We start from the raw sequence: 16,805 nt of genomic DNA, 5'->3' as shown, positions 1-16,805 counted from the left end.
TCGTTTAGAGACTCCTCCGATTCGAAAACATCGTTTTGCACCCCGCCCCAACGGCTGGCTAAGGATTCAGGGTTCCGGAAACCGTCAAGATTGCAGCATTTTCGACTTGAGCCGGGGCCGGTTCTGGCCGATAGATAGAGCGGAATGCGGTGGTGTGACCGCCGCGGCTCTTTGGCAGGCGACGAGGCGTCAGAGCGAAGGCTTTACCCTGCCTTGCGCGTGGTCCGCAACAAAGTCCTTGAACCGTACTCACCATTGAGGGACCCAAGCCGCATCGAAGCTGTGGCCGGCAGGCCTTCCTGCGGGAAGGAAGCCGAAAGCAGCGCGGCCGTCCCAACATGTTGCAAAACATGTTCAGAGGAAGAGTTGCGGCACGGCAAAGGCGGGGTGTTTTTTTCTACCGTCCGGCGCGGTCCCGGGCTGGTACGGCAGCCGACGCAAGGTGCGAGCCGGACGGGCCATCGGCCCGTCCAAACTCGAGAATAGCCGCGTCACGGGGCCGTGGGGTGCCACAGGGCGTTGACCCCTCCGGCCACCCGCCGGTTGCGTGGATCCGCAGGGGTGGACCGAAAGCGCAAAGGTTTACCTGGGCGCGGGGCGTCGTCCGGCCGCTCTTCTACCCGTGGTTCTGCGCGGCCGGATTGCCCAGCTTACCAGTCAGGCGGGTCCCATGCGGGATTGCCCGGCGGATTTGGTGGTGCTATTAGGCAGCCAGAACGGCAGCAGAATCCCGGCTTGGGACGGGTCTGCGGCCGCAACCGATGCCTCAACCATGAAAGCCGTAACGAGTGCGGAGTATGCTCCCGACACCCGGCCTGCCCGGGCATTCACCCTGATCGAACTGCTGGTGGTCATCGCCATCATCGCCATCCTGGCCGGAATGCTTTTGCCGGCGTTGAGCCGGGCGAAGGGAAAGGCCCTGGGGATCTCCTGTTTGAACAACACGAAGACGTTGGCGACGGCGACGTTGTTGTACATCGGCGACCATGACGATCGTGTGCCCAACAACTACGGGGTTGCCGAGACGATTGAAGCGATCAACAACGGGCGCCTGGACAATTGGGTAAACAACGTGATGACCTGGGGCGCCAGCGGGAGCGTGGCGGACCGCAGCAACACCAACCTGCTGTGGATCGCCAATGGCGTACTCGGTCGATACACGGCTGCCATGTTGGGCGCATACCGTTGTCCTGCCGACAACTACCTGAGCCCGGTCCAGCGGGCCGCGGGGTTTCCCTACCGGGTTCGGAGCTATTCCATGAACGCGTTGTTCGGCCGGTTCAGCACCGCCAGCAATCCGGGATCGGACCCGACGATTCTGGGCAGGCACTGGGGCGACCAGAATTACCGGCAATACTTGAAGATGTCCCAGGTGCCGGCGCCTGCGAAGACCTGGCTGTTTATTGAGGAACATGCCGATTCCATCAACGACGGCTACTTCATCAACAGTCCCTCCGCTGCCAACTGGCAGGATCAGCCGGCCAGCTACCACGGAGGCGCGTGCGGTTTTGCATTTGCTGACGGGCACTCGGAGATCAAGCGGTGGTTGAGTCGCACCTCGAAGTTACCGGTTCGCTATGCCTACACGCCGATTGCGTTTGACGCGGCGGGGCGTCAGGATTTTGCCTGGTACCTGGAGCGGACCGGGTACACGCTGTACGCCACGGGCCGTCGGATGTTCAACTATTGATGCCGGCCGGGGCAGGGCATCGGGGCCGTAAAACCCGCCCGCATGGGTGCGGGACAGCCCCGGGGCAATGTCGGGCATGAACCGGGCATGGGCATCCGGGCGGTTCCGGGTTGGCCCGAGTCGGGCGCATGAGTATCTTGCCCGGCGATGAAGGGCATTATTCTGGCTGGCGGTGCCGGCTCACGGTTGTACCCGCTGACGCTGGTGGCCAGCAAACAGTTGCAGCCGGTGTACGACAAGCCGATGGTCTACTACCCCCTCACGACGTTGATCGAGGGGGGGATCCGGGAGATCTGCCTCATCTCGACTCCGCAGGATCTGCCGCGGTTCCGGCAGTTGTTCGGCGACGGCAGCCAGTGGGGGTTGCGCATGGAGTACCGGGAACAACCGAGGCCCGAGGGCATTGCGCAAGCATTTTTGATTGCTGAGACCTTCATAGGGACCGACTCGGTGGCGCTGATTCTGGGGGACAACATTTTTTACGGGGCCGACAGTTTCCAGCGGGCGTTTGCCGAGTTTGAGTCCGGCGCGGTGATTTTTGGATATCACGTCCACGATCCGCGCCGGTACGGGGTGGTTGAGTTTGACGAGCAGGGGCGGGCGATTTCGATTGAGGAAAAGCCGCAGAACCCTCGCAGCAACTATGCGGTGCCGGGCTTGTACATTTACGACAACCAGGTGGTGGAAATCGCGCGCCGGTTGAAACCGTCGGCGCGGGGCGAACTGGAGATTACGGACGTGAATGTGGAATATCTGCGGCGGGGGCAGTTGCGGGTGTACCGGTTGAGCCGGGGCTTTGCATGGTTGGACGCCGGCACCAGCAGCAGTTTGCACGAGGCGTCGGCCTACGTGCAGACCATCGAGAAGCGGCAGGGGATCAAGATCGGCTGTCCCGAGGAGGCGGCCTTTCGACAGGGATTCATCTCCCTGGAGCAGTTGGAGGCGCTGGTGGCCCGCATGCCACGATGTGAGTATCGCGATTATCTGGAGCAGGAAGTGATCGCGGAGGCACGGCGTCCTGCATGAACGTAATTCCGTGTGATTTGGAGGGGTTGTTGCTGATCGAACCTCGCGTGTTCGGGGATGCACGCGGGTTTTTTATGGAAACCTGGAACGAGCGCCGGTACCGCGACGCCGGCATTCCCGGCCCGTTTGTCCAGGACAACCTATCCTTTTCCCGGCGGGGCGCGGTGCGGGGGCTGCATTTTCAGAATCCGGCGGCGCAGGGGAAACTGGTGTACGTCCTGCAGGGCGAGGTGTTCGATGTGGCGGTGGATCTGCGGCGCAGCTCACCCACGTTCGGTCGCTGGTACGGCGTACGGCTCTCCGCGGAGAACAAGCGGCAGCTTTACATACCGCCGGGGTTTGCCCATGGCTTTGCGGTGGTCAGTGAAACGGCCCTGTTTGCCTACAAATGCACCGAGTTTTACGCGCCGGAGCATGAGACCACGCTGCTCTGGAACGATCCGGACCTGGGCATTCCCTGGCCGGTGGAGGAACCGGTGCTGTCGGAAAAGGATCGGCAGGGCATCCGGTTGCGCGAGTTGCCGCCGGAGAAACTTTTCCCATGAACCCGGAGAAGGAGGGACAACGTCGGATCCTGCTCTTTGGCCATCGGGGCCAGGTGGGCTGGGAACTGCGGCGCACGCTGGCTCCGCTGGGGCGGGTGTACGCGTTTGATTATCCGGAGGTGGATTTTGCGGACGCTGCCGCGGTGGAGCGCGTGGTGGAAGAGGTGGCGCCATCGGTGATTGTGAACGCCGCGGCCTACACGGCGGTGGACCGTGCGGAGTCGGAGCCCGAACGGGCCTGGCAGATCAATGCGGTTGCTCCGGAGCGGCTGGCTCGCTGGGCGCGGACACGGGCCGCGTGGCTAGTGCATTATTCGACCGATTATGTGTACGACGGCAACAAACGGACACCCTATGTGGAGACCGATCCCACGGCGCCCTTGAACGCCTATGGCCGGAGCAAACTGGAAGGGGACCGGGCGGTGGCGGCCTCGGGCTGTCCGCATTTGATTTTTCGTCTCTGCTGGGTGTACGGGATGCGCGGGAACAATTTCCTGCTGACCATGCTCCGGCTGGCCAGGGAGCGGGAGACCCTGCGGGTGGTTTCGGACCAGATTGGCAGTCCCACCTGGTGCCGCTTGATTGCCGAGGCGACGGCGCTGGCGTTGCAGCAGGTGTTGAACCGGCCGGATCCGGCCTTGTGGAGCGGCGTTTATCATTTGCGGTGCGCCGGGGAAACCTCCTGGTACGAGTTTGCCCGGCGGATTGTCGAGTCGGTGCCGGAGCAGGAGCGAAAATGTCGGGAAGTGGTACCCATCCGGTCGGAGGAATACCCTGCACCGGCCCGGCGGCCGGCCTGGTCGGTGATGTCCTGTGAAAAACTGGAGCGGGCGTTCGGGCTGGTGTTGCCGGATTGGGAAACGGCATTGCGGCTGGCCCTGGACCGGGAATGAACCCGCAATCAGGAGACGGAGGTGCGATGATGAATCTGTTGGTGACCGGTGGTGCCGGTTTCATTGGATCGAACCTGATCCATCACATCATTGACCGGCCGGAAATCCGGGTCCTGGTAAATCTCGACTGTTTAACCTACGCAGGGCACCTGGAGAACCTCGAGCGCGTGGCGGGTCATCCGAAGTACGTGTTTGAAAAGGTGGACCTGCGGGACAAGGCGGCGGTGTTCGAGGTGGTGAAACGGCATCGGATCACGCACGTGCTGCATCTGGCGGCGGAATCCCACGTGGACCGCTCGATCACCGGGCCCGGCGATTTCATCCATACGAACATTGTGGGCACGTTTCATTTACTGGAGGCGTGCCGGCTTTGCTGGCTGGAAGGGCAGGGGGAGGTGGAACCGCCGCCGGGTGGGTTTCGTTTCCATCATGTGAGCACGGACGAGGTGTACGGGTCCCTGGGCCCGACGGGCTATTTTACCGAAACGACCCCGTACGCCCCGAACTCGCCCTATTCGGCCAGCAAGGCGGCGTCGGACATGCTGGTGCGGGCGTATCATCATACCTATGGCCTGCCCACGCTGATCACGAACTGCTCGAACAACTACGGTCCGTACCAGTTTCCAGAAAAGCTGATTCCGGTGGTGATCCTGAGCGCGTTGAATCGGCGGCCGATTCCGGTGTACGGGGATGGAATGAATGTTCGGGATTGGCTGTATGTGCTGGATCATGCGGAGGCGTTGTGGCAGGTCCTGACCCGGGGTCGGGTGGGTGAAACCTACAACATTGGCGGGAACAACGAGTGGCCGAACCTGCGGATTGTGGAGCGGATTTGTGATCTGGTGGATGAGTTCCGGCCGGATTTGGGCGGCAATTCCCGCCGACTGATCACCTTTGTGAAGGACCGACCCGGCCACGACCGCCGCTACGCGATTGACGCCGGCAAGATCCGCCGCGAACTGGGTTGGACGCCGGCACACTCGTTTGATGAAGGACTGCGCAAGACGGTCCGTTGGTACCTCGATAACCAGGATTGGGTACGAAAGGTTCTGGCAAAAGCGTCTCGGTCGGGGACGGAGACCCGGGCGTAGACCTGCGCCGCGGGCCGATCCGCGAAGGGTACGCGGAGACCCACCAGAAACACGGCGCGGGCGCATGCGGGCGGGGCCGCGTACCCCGGAGGGGTCAGCCGCGGCAGATCCAGCCTCCGCCCAGTACCAGGTCGCCCTGATAGAACACGGCGGCCTGACCCGGCGTGATGGCCCGCTGGGGTTCCCGCAATCGGACCCGGGCACGGCCTCCCTCCAGGGGTTCCACAACCGCCGGTGTGCCGGGGTGATTGTACCGGATTTTTACCACGGCCTCAGTGGGCGCGGTCAACTGATCGAACGGGATCCAGTTGCAGCGCTCGATGACAAACGTGTCAGCCAGCAGGTGGGTGTCCTCGCCCACGATGACGCGGTTGTTCTCGGGATCCAGGTCCACGACATAGAGCGGGCGGCCGGCCGCGACACGGAGCCCCCGGCGCTGGCCAATGGTGTAAAATGCCACGCCCTCGTGATAACCCAGGACCCGGCCCTGCAGGTCCACAATTTCGCCCCGGCGGGGTTCCACGAGGTTTGATTCACGCAGAAACCGCCCGTAATCGTTGTCGGGGACGAAACAGATCTCCTGGCTTTCGACCTTGTCCGCGGTCTTGAGCCGGCAATGTCGGGCCACTTCGCGGGTTTCGGTTTTGGTCCTGTCCCCCAGGGGGAACATGGCGCGGGCCAGTTGGTCCTGTCGTAGCGAGAACAGGAAATAGCTCTGGTCCTTGCGGGGGTCGCGTCCCCGGTAAAGGAGCGTACGCCCGTCCGACCGGCGTTCGAGCCGGGCGTAGTGACCGGTGGCCACGTAATGGGCACCGAGTCGGGAGGCACGTTCGAGCAGCCGGCCGAATTTGAGTTCCTGATTGCAGATGACGCAGGGATTGGGTGTGCGGCCGGCCTTGTACTCCTCGGCGAAATATCGAATGACGATCTGGTGGAACTCTGCGGATTCGTCAATGAGGTAGTAGGGGATGCCGAGGCGATCGCAGACCGCCCGGGCGTCGCTGACGGCCTGGGGACCGCAGCACTTGTCTTCGGCACGGTAACGGCAGTCCTGAGGCCAGAGTTTGAGGGTGATGCCGATGACCTCGTAACCCTGCTCGAGCAACAGCGCGGCGGTTGCGGAGGAGTCCACTCCTCCGCTCATACCAACGACGACCCGAATGCGTCCGTTATGCGCCATGGAGACCGCAATATAGCCCGATCGGACTTCCCGGGCAAAGTGTGCGGGGCCTGTACGGGGGCGGGTGTGTGCGACCTTGCGGGTAGGGGGTTGCCCCCGCCCGCCGGAGGGTTCAAGGGACGAGGATGGTGCCCACGCCTTCGTCGGTGAAGATCTCCAAGAGCACGGCGTGGGGAACGCGGCCGTCCACAAAGGAAACCTTTTCCACCCCGGCCCGGAGGGCGGCCACGGCGCTGTCGACCTTGGGGATCATCCCCCGGTCAATGACGCCGGTGCGCTTGAGTTCCTCCACCTCAGCGACGCGGAGACAGGGGATGACCGAGTCCGGGTCATTGGGGTTGCGGAGGATGCCGGGGACATCGCTCATGAAGACCAGTCGCCGTGCTTTGAGGGCGATGGCGGTTTGGGCCGCGGCGATGTCGGCGTTGCAGTTGTAGATATGTCCGTCCTCGCCCCGGGCGGTGGGGCTGATTACGGGCGTGATGCCCTGCTCGAGGCATTCGAGGATGGGCGCGGTGTCCACGCGGGTTACTTCACCCACGTAACCGATGTCCAGCATTCGGCCGGGCTGCTGGCGGTCTTCCACAAGGAGCTTGCGACATTGGAAGACGTCCGGTCCGGGAATGCCACGGGCCAGGCCACCCAGCTGATTGATGGTCTGGACAATTTCGGGATTGATTTGGCGGGACAGCACTTCATCCACGATGGCCGCGGTGGCTTCGTCGGTGAGGCGCTGGCCCTGGATGAACTTCGGGGTCAGGCCGGCTCGTTCCATGGCACGGCTGATGGCCTTGCCACCGCCATGGACGACCACGGGATTGATCTCCACGGCTTCGAGGAAGACGATGTCGCGGGCCACGCTGGTTCGCACGGTCGGGTCGGGCGAGTCCATGAAGGAGCCCCCGTATTTCACGACGAAGGTGGCGCCGCTGTACTTTTGGATATAGGGCAGGGCCTCCAAGAGGGTGGCCGCTTTGGCGATCAGATCCTGCATGGGTGATGCGGAGGGTGCGGGGTTTTCAGGAAAGGCCGCAGGCCCGGCGGGCGCGATCGAGGACCTCGCGGGCCTTGGCCCTGGCCCTGGCCGCGCCTTCCCGCAGCACCTGCTCGACGTAGTCGAGGTTGGCCGCCAGTTCGGCACGCTTTTTGCGAGCCGGGGCGAAGTACTCCCAGTAAAAGCCGAACAGGGCCCGTTTGAGTTCGGCGTAGCCAAGACCGCCGGCGCGGAGACGTTCCTCGTAGCGTTGGGCTTCCTCGGGCGGTGCCACCAGCTTCATGAGTTGGATGGCGAGGTTGCGATCGGCATCGGGCTTGGGCTCCTCCGGCGTGCGGCTGTCCATTTTGATGCTCATGATCTTTTTGCGGAGCACGTTTTCGTCGCCGAAGATTTCGATCGTGTTGCCGTAGCTCTTGCTCATTTTTTCACCGTCGATGCCCGGGACCTTGGCGACCTCGGCCCGGATGAGCGGCTCGGGGATGACGAAGGTGGGCCCGTAGGTGTCGTTGAACTTGGCGGCGATGTCCCGGGTGACCTCGACGTGCTGTTTTTGGTCCTGCCCGACGGGCACGAGATTGGAGTCGTAGATCAGAATGTCGGCGGCCATGAGCACGGGGTAGGCAAAGAGGCCGAAGTTGGGGGAGATTCCCTTGGCGATTTTGTCCTTGTAGCTGTGGCAGCGTTCGAGCAGCCCCATGGGGGTCACGGTGCCGAGCAACCAGGTCAGTTCGCAGACCTCGGGCACGTCGGACTGCCGGAAGAAGACGGCGCGCCGGGGGTCGAGTCCGCAGGCCAGAAAGTCCAGTGCCACCTCGAGCGTGTAACGGCGGCGGGCCTCCGGATCGAACAGGGAGGTCATGGAATGGTAATCCGCGATGAAATAGTAGGCCTCACCCTGCGACTGGAGTTCGATCGCAGGTTTCATCATTCCGAAGTAGTTGCCCAGGTGCAGAGCGCCCGAGGGCTGGATACCGGACAGAATCCGCATGCCCCATACCGTAGTGAGAGTGTGGCCGATGAGGCAAGTGGCGAGGGGCCGCTCTGGCGCGGAGCGCGGGACGCGGCCGCGGCGCCGTGAGGATGTCGTTCTTGCGCAGGAGGTGACCCGTCACTACTGTCGGGCAGTCCGTTCGGTCCCGGCCAACGGTGGCCGGACGCTGCGACGACAGAACCATGCAACCGAGGAGAAGGCACATGGGTGCGGAAACCGGGCTGTTGGAAGGCTGGCATCGGGGTTGTGGGGGCAAGCGGAGGCTGTCGTGGTGGTGTGGCCGGGTTTGGATGGTCTGGCTGTTGCAGGTGGTGGGGGCCGGCTGGGTGTCGGAGGCTCAGGCGCGGGTCTACGCGACGCACGTTCGGCTGGAGAAACGGCCCGATGGCGCGGGTGGCGGTGTGGCGATCCGTTACATTTTGAATGAGCCGGCGACGGCAGGTGTGGAAATTGAAGTCTGGGACGGGACGCAGGTGGTCCGAACCCTGACGGTGAAGGCCGGTGACCCGGGGGCTCTGAGGGGCGAAAACGAGGTGATTTGGGACGGTCGGGATGCAGCGGGTACGCCGGTGTGCTGTGGTCCTTACCGCGTTCGGATCACGGCGGCGGCGCAGGGTTTCCAAGATTGGGCGCAAATCAGCGATGACTTTGCCCCGGGCCAGTACGTGTATGCGCCGACCGGCATCGCGGTGGTTCGGGACTCTGCCAGTCCGTACTACGGTCGGGTTTTGGTGGCCAACGGGGTGCCGGGGCCCAATGCCGAGTTTCTGCCGGGGGATCGGCCGGGGATTTTGAAGTTTCATGCGGATGGTTCGGAGGTGGAGGAGGGGAGCTGGAGCGATGCCGGTCGGTCCTGGCTGGGGGACGGTGCGAGTCCGGCGGAGCTGGAGGTGGCGACGGGGGATCGGGTTTACGTGTTGGATCGGACCCGTCAGGAACTCCTGGTCATGGACCCCACGGCGGCGGCCGCCAGCGTCCGTCGGGCCTGGGGACCAGACCAGCGTCCTGCAACCGGTACGGTGATGACCGGTTTCGCGGTTGGCGAGGGTCCGGCCGGGCCGGGTTTGTGGATGGCCCAGAGTGCGGTGGCCTCGGACCCGGGTGTGTATCTGTGGGTGTTGAACCCGGATGGTACTGCTATGGCGGGTGACCAGGGACGTCTGGTGGTGCGTGCGGGCGCTGGATCGGATTTGACGGTAGCGCCCTGGGACGTGGCCGTGGGTCCGGGGGGAGGGTTGTTTGTGATCCAGTCGCGCACGGCCGCCGGGGATGCCGCCCCGCGGGTGGTGGCCTTTCCTGCATGGACGAATCAAGCTGCGCCGTTGGAGCAGGGGCTCTGGGCCATGGGCAGTGGACTGGACCTGCTGCGAGGCGCGACGTCGGTGGCGGTGGATCCGACCGGTCGGTACGTGGCCGTGGCATTTCGCGGGGCTGTGTCGGGCGGATTCTTTGTGGGTGGCCGGGTCATTGTTCTTGATGCGGTTACGGGTGCCTGGGTGACGACGTTGCCCGGCGCGGATCAGCAGTACACGGACGTGGATTGGGATGCCGTGGGGAATCTGTACGTGGCCAATCTGAGTGAGTCGGTGTGGCGGGTGTATTCACCGCCGGGGTCGAATGCAGCGACCACGGTTTCCGTGGCGGCTGTGGAGTTGGGGGAGGGCTCCCCAAGGCCCTATCTGCAGGTGTTACGGTTCGAGGGTGGGGGGCTGGTGTTGATGGTGACCGGGCGTCCGCAGACGGTGTATGAGATCGAGGCTTCGTCGGACCTTTCCACGTGGTTGGTGGTGGGCACCGTGACCGTTGGTGAAGCGGGGCGGCAGGAGGTCACGGTCCCGATTTCCGGGCCGCGCAGGTTTTATCGAACCCGGAGTGGGCCTTGAAAGGGTCGGGAGTTCAGGTCCCACGTCCGCGGGATCGGCGTCCGGATTCGGGTTCCACCACGGCCAGGATGTAGCGGTCCGGGTTGAGGTAGCGGTTGGCGACGGACCGGATGTCTTCGAGCGTAACCGCTTCAATCCGGGCGTCTTCGGCGTCGAAGTTCTCGTAGCCCAGCCCGTACAATTCGTCCAGGGCGGTTTGCTGGGCGAGGCTGCCGAGTTCTTGTCGAGCGATTTTCTTTTGGCCGAGCAGTTTGGACTTGGCGCGTTGGAGTTCGGCGGCGGTGACGCCGCGGGTTTGGAGGATCCGGGCTTCTTCGCGGAACTCCTTTTCGACGCGTGCCACTTTGGAGGGTTCGGTTCCGGCGTAGAAGGCAAAGTAGCCGGGTGCCAGGCCCATGAAGTTCTGGGCGCCGACGTAGTAGGCGAGTCCGAGTTTCTCGCGGACGCGAAGGAACAGCCTGGATCCGAGGTCGCTGCAGAGTTCCTCGATCACCTCGAGGGCGAAACGGTCCGGGCTGTCCAACCGTACGCCGGGCCAGCCCATGACCAGGACAGCCTGACGTTTGTCATGGGTTTCGCGAACCCGTTCCGGCCGGTCGGGGCAGCGGGGCTCGGGGCCGGACAGGGAGGGCGGCTGTGAGGTGCCGTTCCATCGGTTGAGCCACTTTTGGACGGCGGCTGCGGCGGCGTCCGCCTGCACGTGGCCGAAGAGGGCCAGCACGCAGTTCCGGGGGACAGTCCAGCGGTGATGAAAGGTGCGTACGGCCTCCACATCGAGCGCGGGCAGGCTGGTTTCATTGCCGAGGGTGTCCAGACCGTAGCCCCGGGTTCCAAACATGGCCCGCCGCATGGCCAGGAAGGCACGGGTCAGGAGGTCGTCCTTGCGGGCGCGGAGTTTGGTCAGGAGCACCTCGCGTTCGTGTTCCAGGGCGGATACGGGGAAGGCGGGTTGTTGCAGGATCTCCGCCAGTAATTCAAGTCCGAGGTCGAGGTCTTCGTGGAGGACCTCGGCGCTGAGACCGAAGCTGTTGTTGCCGCCGTAGCTGTCGAGGTAACCGCCGACGGACTCGATGGTGCGTGCGACGGCCTCGCCCGAGCGGCGTTTGGTGCCCTTGAGCAGGAGCCGGGCGGTGAGGGCGGTGAGGCCGTTGGTTTCCGGGGTTTCGGCCAGTACACCGCCACGGAACACGGCCCGGATTTCCACGAAAGGCAGCCGATGATCCTCTTTGACGAGCAGCCGGAGGCCGCCGGGCAGTTCAATTTTTTGGATCGGGCGAGAGACGTGTGCGGCGGCGACCCGCGGGTTCTGGGGGAGCCGCCCTTTGGGCCAGAGTCCGTACAGGGTGCGGTTTTCGGGGACCAGGTAGGTCCGGGCGACCTCGCGAAGCTGTTCGGGGGTCAGGCGCCGGATGGCCTCCAGATAGCGTTGGGAGAAGGCCAGGTCGCTGGCCAGCAACCAGCAGCCGCCGAGGTCCTGGGCCTGGCCGGCCATGGTTTTGCGGCTGCTGAGCAGGGCGGTGGTGCATTGTTTGATGGCCTTCTGGAGTTCGGCCTCCGGGATGAGGCGGTCCTGGAGGCGCCGGACCTCGTCGAGCAGCGCCTGACGCGCGGCATGAAGGCGATCGGGTTCCATGATGGCGCTGATGCCGAACAGGCCGGGCAGGCTGGTGGTGTAGGTCCATGCGTCCACGCTGGTGACCAGGCGCAGCTTTTCGCGGACCTGTTGGAACAGGCGCGAGCTGCGGCCCTGCCCCAGGATGGTGGCGAGGACCTCGAGCGCGGGCAGGTCGGGGTGGCGCGCGTCAGGGATGTGCCATGCGATGTGGAGATGGCCGAGCTCGGTGGTGGTTTCTTCGAGGATTTCCCGGGGCGCGGTCTGCCGGGGTTCCTCGGGCAGGACCTCGGGAGGCAGGGGACGAGCCGGTGTTTGCGCATAGGCGTCGCGGATCTGCCGGACGACGGCCTCAGGGTCCACATCGCCCACAACGACGTAGAAGATGTTGTTGGGGACGTATTTTTCGCGGTAATAAGCGACCACGTCCTCGCGGCGGACCGCGTTGAAGAGGTCGGGATAGCCGATGACGGTGTAGCGGAGCGGGCTTCGCGTGTAGGCGACTTCGAACAAACGCTGGCTCGACCGCCGATGGGGATCGTCATGGCACATGTCCATTTCGCGCCGGATGACGTCCTGTTCCTTGGCCAGCTCGTCGGCGGGGAGGGTGGCGTTTTGCATGATGTCGCAGAGGATGTCGACGGCCACCCGGGCTCCGGTGGAGGGGACGTCGATGTAAAAGACGGTGCGGTCGAAGGAGGTGTAGGCGTTGATGTAACCTCCGGCTTCCTGGACCTCCTGATCGATTCGGGAGGCGGGGCGGGTGCGGGTGCCTTTGAAGAGCATGTGCTCGAGCAGGTGGGAAAGGCCGGCGCCGAGCCAGCGTCCCTCGTGGACGCTGCCGGACATGCACCACGCCTGCGCCGAAACGACCGGGGCACTGCGATCCTGGCGAACAATGATGACCAGGCCGTTTTCCAGGTGGGTGAGGTGAACGTCCGGGGGGACATGAGTCCATTCGGCTGCGGGCTGGGAGGCAGGGGTGGCCACGCGGGGCATGCGGGTTGCAGTGACTCGGGAAGATCGCTGGGAGGTACGTTTCACGGTGCTTTTCACGGATGGGTGAACAGAAGGCAATTCAGGCCGGCGGCGGGTCCCCCTCGGGACATGGATCCCCGGTGGTTCCGGGTCTGCGGGAGTCGGCCGGTGAAGCGGAGTTTTGCCATGCGAACGCGGCGCAAGAGGCGCTCAATGCCCGGCCGACGCGGCTTTGTTTCGGGCCTTTTCCCTTTCCCACGCGGCCTGTTTGCTCGGGGGCAGGAAAGGTTTCCGGAAAGCCTCCTCGAAGTCGTAGCCGTGTTCGAAATCGGCCCGACTGTCCTGTTCGGTTTTGGCCAGGATTCCGGCGTCGACCATGTTGAACACGATTTCGCCGAAGTCGCGGCAGGATCGGATGTTCCATTCCTCGAAGACGGTGAGGGCCATGGGGCCGAATTGTTCGAGGGCGTAGGCCCGGATGCCCTCCAGCAATTCCTGGCCGGTGACATGGCGGAGTCGGCCGCGCTGGCCGCGGCTGACCATGCGCTGGGTATACTCCAGCGCTTCACGAACGAAATGGTAAGCGTCCCGCGGATATCGCGGGTCCGAGGCCAGAATCTGGTCCAGAGCCTGTTCGAGCGTTGGTTCGCGCATACGACTCATTCCGGGGTGGTTTGAACCGCCACCGGTTCGGTCGGCACCTGACTGAGGCGCCAGGTGCGGACGGCCCAACCCACCAGCAACAATCCGATCACCACGCACAGGACCTTTTGTTCGCGGCGGGTCAGGAACCCCATGGCTTCAACGATAGCCGAGGACTCAGCCGGCTGCAATGTTCACCAGCCGGCCCGGTACCACGATGATCTTCCGGATGGTTTTGCCGGCCAGCTGGGCCCGGACCTTTTCCGAGGCGAGTGCGGCCTTTTCCAATCCCTCGCGATCAAGATCGCGCGGCAACCGGAGCACATCCCGGACGCGGCCGTTGACCTGGACAACAATCTCGACGGTTTCTTCCACCAGCAGGGCCGGGTCCCACGTGGGCCAGGGCTCATAGGTCAGGCACGGGACCGGCTGGAGGTTCGGGGCGAAGGTCCGGTGCCACAGGGCCCAGAGCTCCTCCGCCAGGTGCGGCGCGAAGGGGGCCAACAGTTGCAGGAAGGCGCGCAAGACCCGGGCGGGCCGGACCTGCCAGTCCGTGGCCTGATTGACGAAGATCATCATGGCCGAGATGGCGGTGTTGAAGCGCAGTGCTTCGAGGTCCTCGGTGACTTTTTTGATGCAGGCATGCAACGCCTTGTTTTGGGCCGGGTCCGGTTCGACGTCCCGGATGGCAGGGTGGAGGCGGAGCAGGTCCAACAACGTTTCCTGCCGGTCCCGCGGTGTGACGGAGAGCTTCTGTTCGAACTCGGTTTCGGCGGCCTCGTCAATGAACAGGCGCCACACGCGGCCCAGGAACCGGTACACCCCTTCGACGCCGCGGGTGCTCCAGGGCTTGGTGTCCTGCAGAGGGCCCATGAACATTTCATATAACCGGAATGAATCGGCCCCGTATTGGGCAAGGATGTCGTCCGGATTGACCACGTTTCCGCGTGACTTCGACATCTTCTGGCCGTCTTCGCCAAGGATCAGGCCCTGGTTGACGAGCTTGTAGAAGGGTTCCGGCGTGGAGACGTGGCCGAGGTCGTAGAGGACCTTGTGCCAAAACCGGGCGTAGAGGAGGTGCAGCACGGCGTGTTCGGTGCCACCCACGTAGAGGTCCACGCCCCGGGTGCGGCCTTCTGCGGGATCGGTGCCCATCCAGTATCGTTCGGCCCTGGGATCCACAAAGCGGGTGTCGTTGCGTGGGTCCAGATACCGGAGATAATACCAGCAGCTGCCCGCCCATTGGGGCATGGTGTTGGTCTCGCGGCGACTGCCGTCGGGAAGTTCCACCCAGTCACGGGCGCGGGCCAACGGTGGCTGACCGTCCGGCGTGGGTTTGTAGTCGTCCAGTTCGGGAGGCAGGACGGGTAGTTCCGACTCCGGTACGGCCTCGTGGTACCACTCGCCGCGCGGATCCCGGCGCCAGATGATGGGGAACGGCTCGCCCCAGTATCGTTGGCGGCTGAACAACCAGTCGCGGAGCTTGTATTGGACGGTGCGACGGCCCAACCCGCGGGCTTCGAGCCATTGAATGACGCGTTCCTTGGCCCGGGGGGTGGGCAAGCCGTCCAGGGAAAGGTCGGGTCCGGTGGAGTTGACTGCGATGCCGTCGCCCACAAACCCACGCCAGGGGATGGTCGGGTCCGGGGGTTGTACCACCTGGACGATCGGCAGCTTGAATTTCTCGGCGAATTCGAGGTCGCGCGTGTCATGAGCCGGCACGGCCATGATGGCGCCGGTGCCATAGCTCAGGAGGACATAATCGGCGATCCAAATCGGAATGCGACGGCCGTTGACGGGGTTGATGGCATATGCGCCGGTAAAGACGCCGGTTTTTTCCCGGGCCAGCTCGGTGCGTTCGAGGTCGGATTTTCGCTGGACCTCGGCCTGGTAGGCTTCCACGGCGGCACGTTGTTCCGGTCGGGTGATCTTTGGCACGAGGGGATGCTCCGGGGCCAGCACCATGTAGGTGGCACCGAAGAGGGTGTCGGGGCGGGTGGTGAACACGCGGAGACGACGCTCTTCCGGTGACAGCGATGGATCGTCAATGGTGAACACGACCTCGGCGCCCTCGCTCCGGCCGATCCAGTTGCGTTGCATTTCCTTGAGCGAAGGGCTCCAGTCGATCAGATCCAAATCTTGCAGGAGTCGGTCGGCATAGGCGGTGATGCGGAGCATCCACTGGCGCATGGGGCGGCGGACCACCGGATGACCGCCGACTTCGCTGCGTCCATTGACGACCTCCTCATTGGCCAGGACGGTGCCGAGGGCGGGGCACCACCAGACGGGCGCTTCGGCCACGTAGGCCAGCCGATGCGCATCGCGCCATGCGCGGCGGCGCGCTTCCAGTTCCGGATCGGGCCGGGTGCCCGGGGGCACCTGCAGTTCGGGCGGATAGGGGAGGGTTTCGATCGGCTCGGCCTTGCGGGTTTCGGGGTTGAACCAGGAGTTGTAAAGCTGGAGGAAGATCCACTGGGTCCACCGGAAATAGCGCGGATCGGTGGTGTCCACCTCACGCGTCCAGTCGTAACTGAAACCGAGGCTTTTGATCTGGCGGCGGAAGGTGGCGATGTTGCGTTCGGTGGTGATGCGCGGGTGCTGACCGGTTTTGATGGCGTACTGTTCGGCGGGCAGGCCGAAGGCGTCCCAGCCCATGGGATGCAACACGTGCAAGCCGCGGGCCCGTTGGTATCGTGCGAGAATGTCGGTGGCGGTGTAGCCTTCGGGGTGCCCCACGTGGAGTCCGGCGCCCGACGGGTAGGGGAACATGTCCAGGATGTAATACTTCCGGGGCAACCGGGCCCCATCCGCCCTTCCGGATAAACCATGACGACGGGCGAACGGGTGCTGTGCCGGGATTTCGTCCCCCGGGTTGAAGGCTCGAAACACGCCCGTCTCCTCCCAAATCCGTTGCCACTTGGGTTCAATGAGGTGGAACGGATAGAGCTTGCGCACGTTGCTCATACAGGGGCGGAAGTTTGTGCCAACCGAAGGCCGGGAAGCAACGGTGGAGTTTCACACGGGCCGAGATGCGCGGGGGCCGATATGGGAGGAAACGGACGATTCTGCTCGGAGGTTTTGGGTGTGAAGCCTGCTCCCGGTCGGGCGCAGGGAACGCATTCCGGGCCTGGAAGCGCCCGGTGTGGGCCCCCGGGAAGCGTGTCCCCAATTCATGCCACATGACAGGTGGACCCGAGCCCGTTAAAGAGGTGGCAGACTGATCCTCGGCGCACAGGCTCCGAGCCGGCGGACCGAGGTGGCAGGCTGAAGCGCCGGT

General features: G+C 64.1%; 13 protein-coding genes and 1 other RNA gene. 7 read left to right on the top strand and 7 right to left on the bottom strand.

What is annotated here, in order from left to right:
* The first annotated feature begins 202 nt into the window (after nucleotides 1-202).
* From ssrS to rfbB, 6 genes are all read left to right on the top strand, one after another.
* Nucleotides 203-393: non-coding RNA, 6S RNA (gene ssrS / locus G4L39_RS15940), on the top strand.
* A 379-nt stretch (nucleotides 394-772) separates the two neighbouring features.
* Nucleotides 773-1,690 (top strand): type II secretion system protein, encoded by a 918-nt coding sequence (locus G4L39_RS11480; protein ID WP_165108317.1) that lies wholly within the window; start codon nucleotides 773-775, stop codon nucleotides 1,688-1,690.
* Nucleotides 1,691-1,837: 147 nt separating this feature from the next.
* Entirely contained in the window at nucleotides 1,838-2,716 is an 879-nt protein-coding gene (gene rfbA / locus G4L39_RS11475) for a glucose-1-phosphate thymidylyltransferase RfbA (protein WP_165108316.1), read from the top strand.
* Nucleotides 2,713-3,261 carry a dTDP-4-dehydrorhamnose 3,5-epimerase gene (gene rfbC / locus G4L39_RS11470; RefSeq protein ID WP_165108315.1) on the top strand — a complete coding sequence of 183 codons (549 nt, stop codon included), beginning with the start codon at nucleotides 2,713-2,715 and terminating at the stop codon, nucleotides 3,259-3,261. The genes rfbA and rfbC overlap by 4 nt, the downstream gene beginning before the upstream one ends.
* Nucleotides 3,258-4,154, top strand: coding sequence for a dTDP-4-dehydrorhamnose reductase (gene rfbD / locus G4L39_RS11465; protein ID WP_165108314.1), 897 nt, complete (start codon nucleotides 3,258-3,260; stop codon nucleotides 4,152-4,154). Before rfbC ends, rfbD begins: the two co-directional genes overlap by 4 nt.
* Before the next feature lie 29 nt (nucleotides 4,155-4,183).
* Nucleotides 4,184-5,245 carry a dTDP-glucose 4,6-dehydratase gene (gene rfbB / locus G4L39_RS11460; RefSeq protein ID WP_165108313.1) on the top strand — a complete coding sequence of 354 codons (1,062 nt, stop codon included), beginning with the start codon at nucleotides 4,184-4,186 and terminating at the stop codon, nucleotides 5,243-5,245.
* 94 nt (nucleotides 5,246-5,339) lie between these two features.
* Here the strand turns inward: rfbB and mnmA are convergent, their stop codons facing one another.
* The 3 genes from mnmA to trpS form a co-directional block, all read right to left on the bottom strand.
* On the bottom strand, nucleotides 5,340-6,425 hold the full coding sequence (gene mnmA, locus G4L39_RS11455) for a tRNA 2-thiouridine(34) synthase MnmA (protein ID WP_240893958.1): 1,086 nt from the start codon (nucleotides 6,423-6,425) through the stop codon (nucleotides 5,340-5,342).
* 112 nt (nucleotides 6,426-6,537) lie between these two features.
* Nucleotides 6,538-7,419 carry an acetylglutamate kinase gene (argB, locus tag G4L39_RS11450; protein WP_165108312.1) on the bottom strand — a complete coding sequence of 294 codons (882 nt, stop codon included), beginning with the start codon at nucleotides 7,417-7,419 and terminating at the stop codon, nucleotides 6,538-6,540.
* 25 nt (nucleotides 7,420-7,444) lie between these two features.
* Entirely contained in the window at nucleotides 7,445-8,410 is a 966-nt protein-coding gene (gene trpS / locus G4L39_RS11445; RefSeq protein ID WP_165108311.1) for a tryptophan--tRNA ligase, read from the bottom strand.
* Between the two features lie 206 nt (nucleotides 8,411-8,616).
* On the opposite strand from trpS, the gene G4L39_RS11440 reads away from it, so the two are divergent.
* Nucleotides 8,617-10,296, top strand: coding sequence for a FlgD immunoglobulin-like domain containing protein (locus G4L39_RS11440; RefSeq protein ID WP_165108310.1), 1,680 nt, complete (start codon nucleotides 8,617-8,619; stop codon nucleotides 10,294-10,296).
* Nucleotides 10,297-10,309: 13 nt separating this feature from the next.
* Here G4L39_RS11440 and G4L39_RS11435 read toward each other — a convergent pair whose 3' ends face one another.
* The 4 genes from G4L39_RS11435 to leuS all read right to left on the bottom strand — a co-directional run bounded on the left by G4L39_RS11435 (nucleotide 10,310) and on the right by leuS (nucleotide 16,492).
* Nucleotides 10,310-12,907 carry a M16 family metallopeptidase gene (locus tag G4L39_RS11435; RefSeq protein ID WP_205880972.1) on the bottom strand — a complete coding sequence of 866 codons (2,598 nt, stop codon included), beginning with the start codon at nucleotides 12,905-12,907 and terminating at the stop codon, nucleotides 10,310-10,312.
* Nucleotides 12,908-13,096: 189 nt separating this feature from the next.
* Nucleotides 13,097-13,540, bottom strand: coding sequence for a Minf_1886 family protein (locus tag G4L39_RS11430; RefSeq protein WP_165108308.1), 444 nt, complete (start codon nucleotides 13,538-13,540; stop codon nucleotides 13,097-13,099).
* A 5-nt stretch (nucleotides 13,541-13,545) separates the two neighbouring features.
* Nucleotides 13,546-13,683, bottom strand: coding sequence for a hypothetical protein (locus tag G4L39_RS11425; RefSeq protein ID WP_165108307.1), 138 nt, complete (start codon nucleotides 13,681-13,683; stop codon nucleotides 13,546-13,548).
* 22 nt (nucleotides 13,684-13,705) lie between these two features.
* Nucleotides 13,706-16,492 carry a leucine--tRNA ligase gene (gene leuS, locus G4L39_RS11420; RefSeq protein ID WP_165108306.1) on the bottom strand — a complete coding sequence of 929 codons (2,787 nt, stop codon included), beginning with the start codon at nucleotides 16,490-16,492 and terminating at the stop codon, nucleotides 13,706-13,708.
* Nucleotides 16,493-16,805 lie beyond the last annotated feature (313 nt).

The sequence above is a fragment of the Limisphaera ngatamarikiensis genome (genome assembly GCF_011044775.1).
Lineage (GTDB): Bacteria > Verrucomicrobiota > Verrucomicrobiia > Limisphaerales > Limisphaeraceae > Limisphaera > Limisphaera ngatamarikiensis.
Note: the sequence above shows the minus strand (reverse complement) of the source record. Positions and strands in the feature narration are given on the sequence as shown.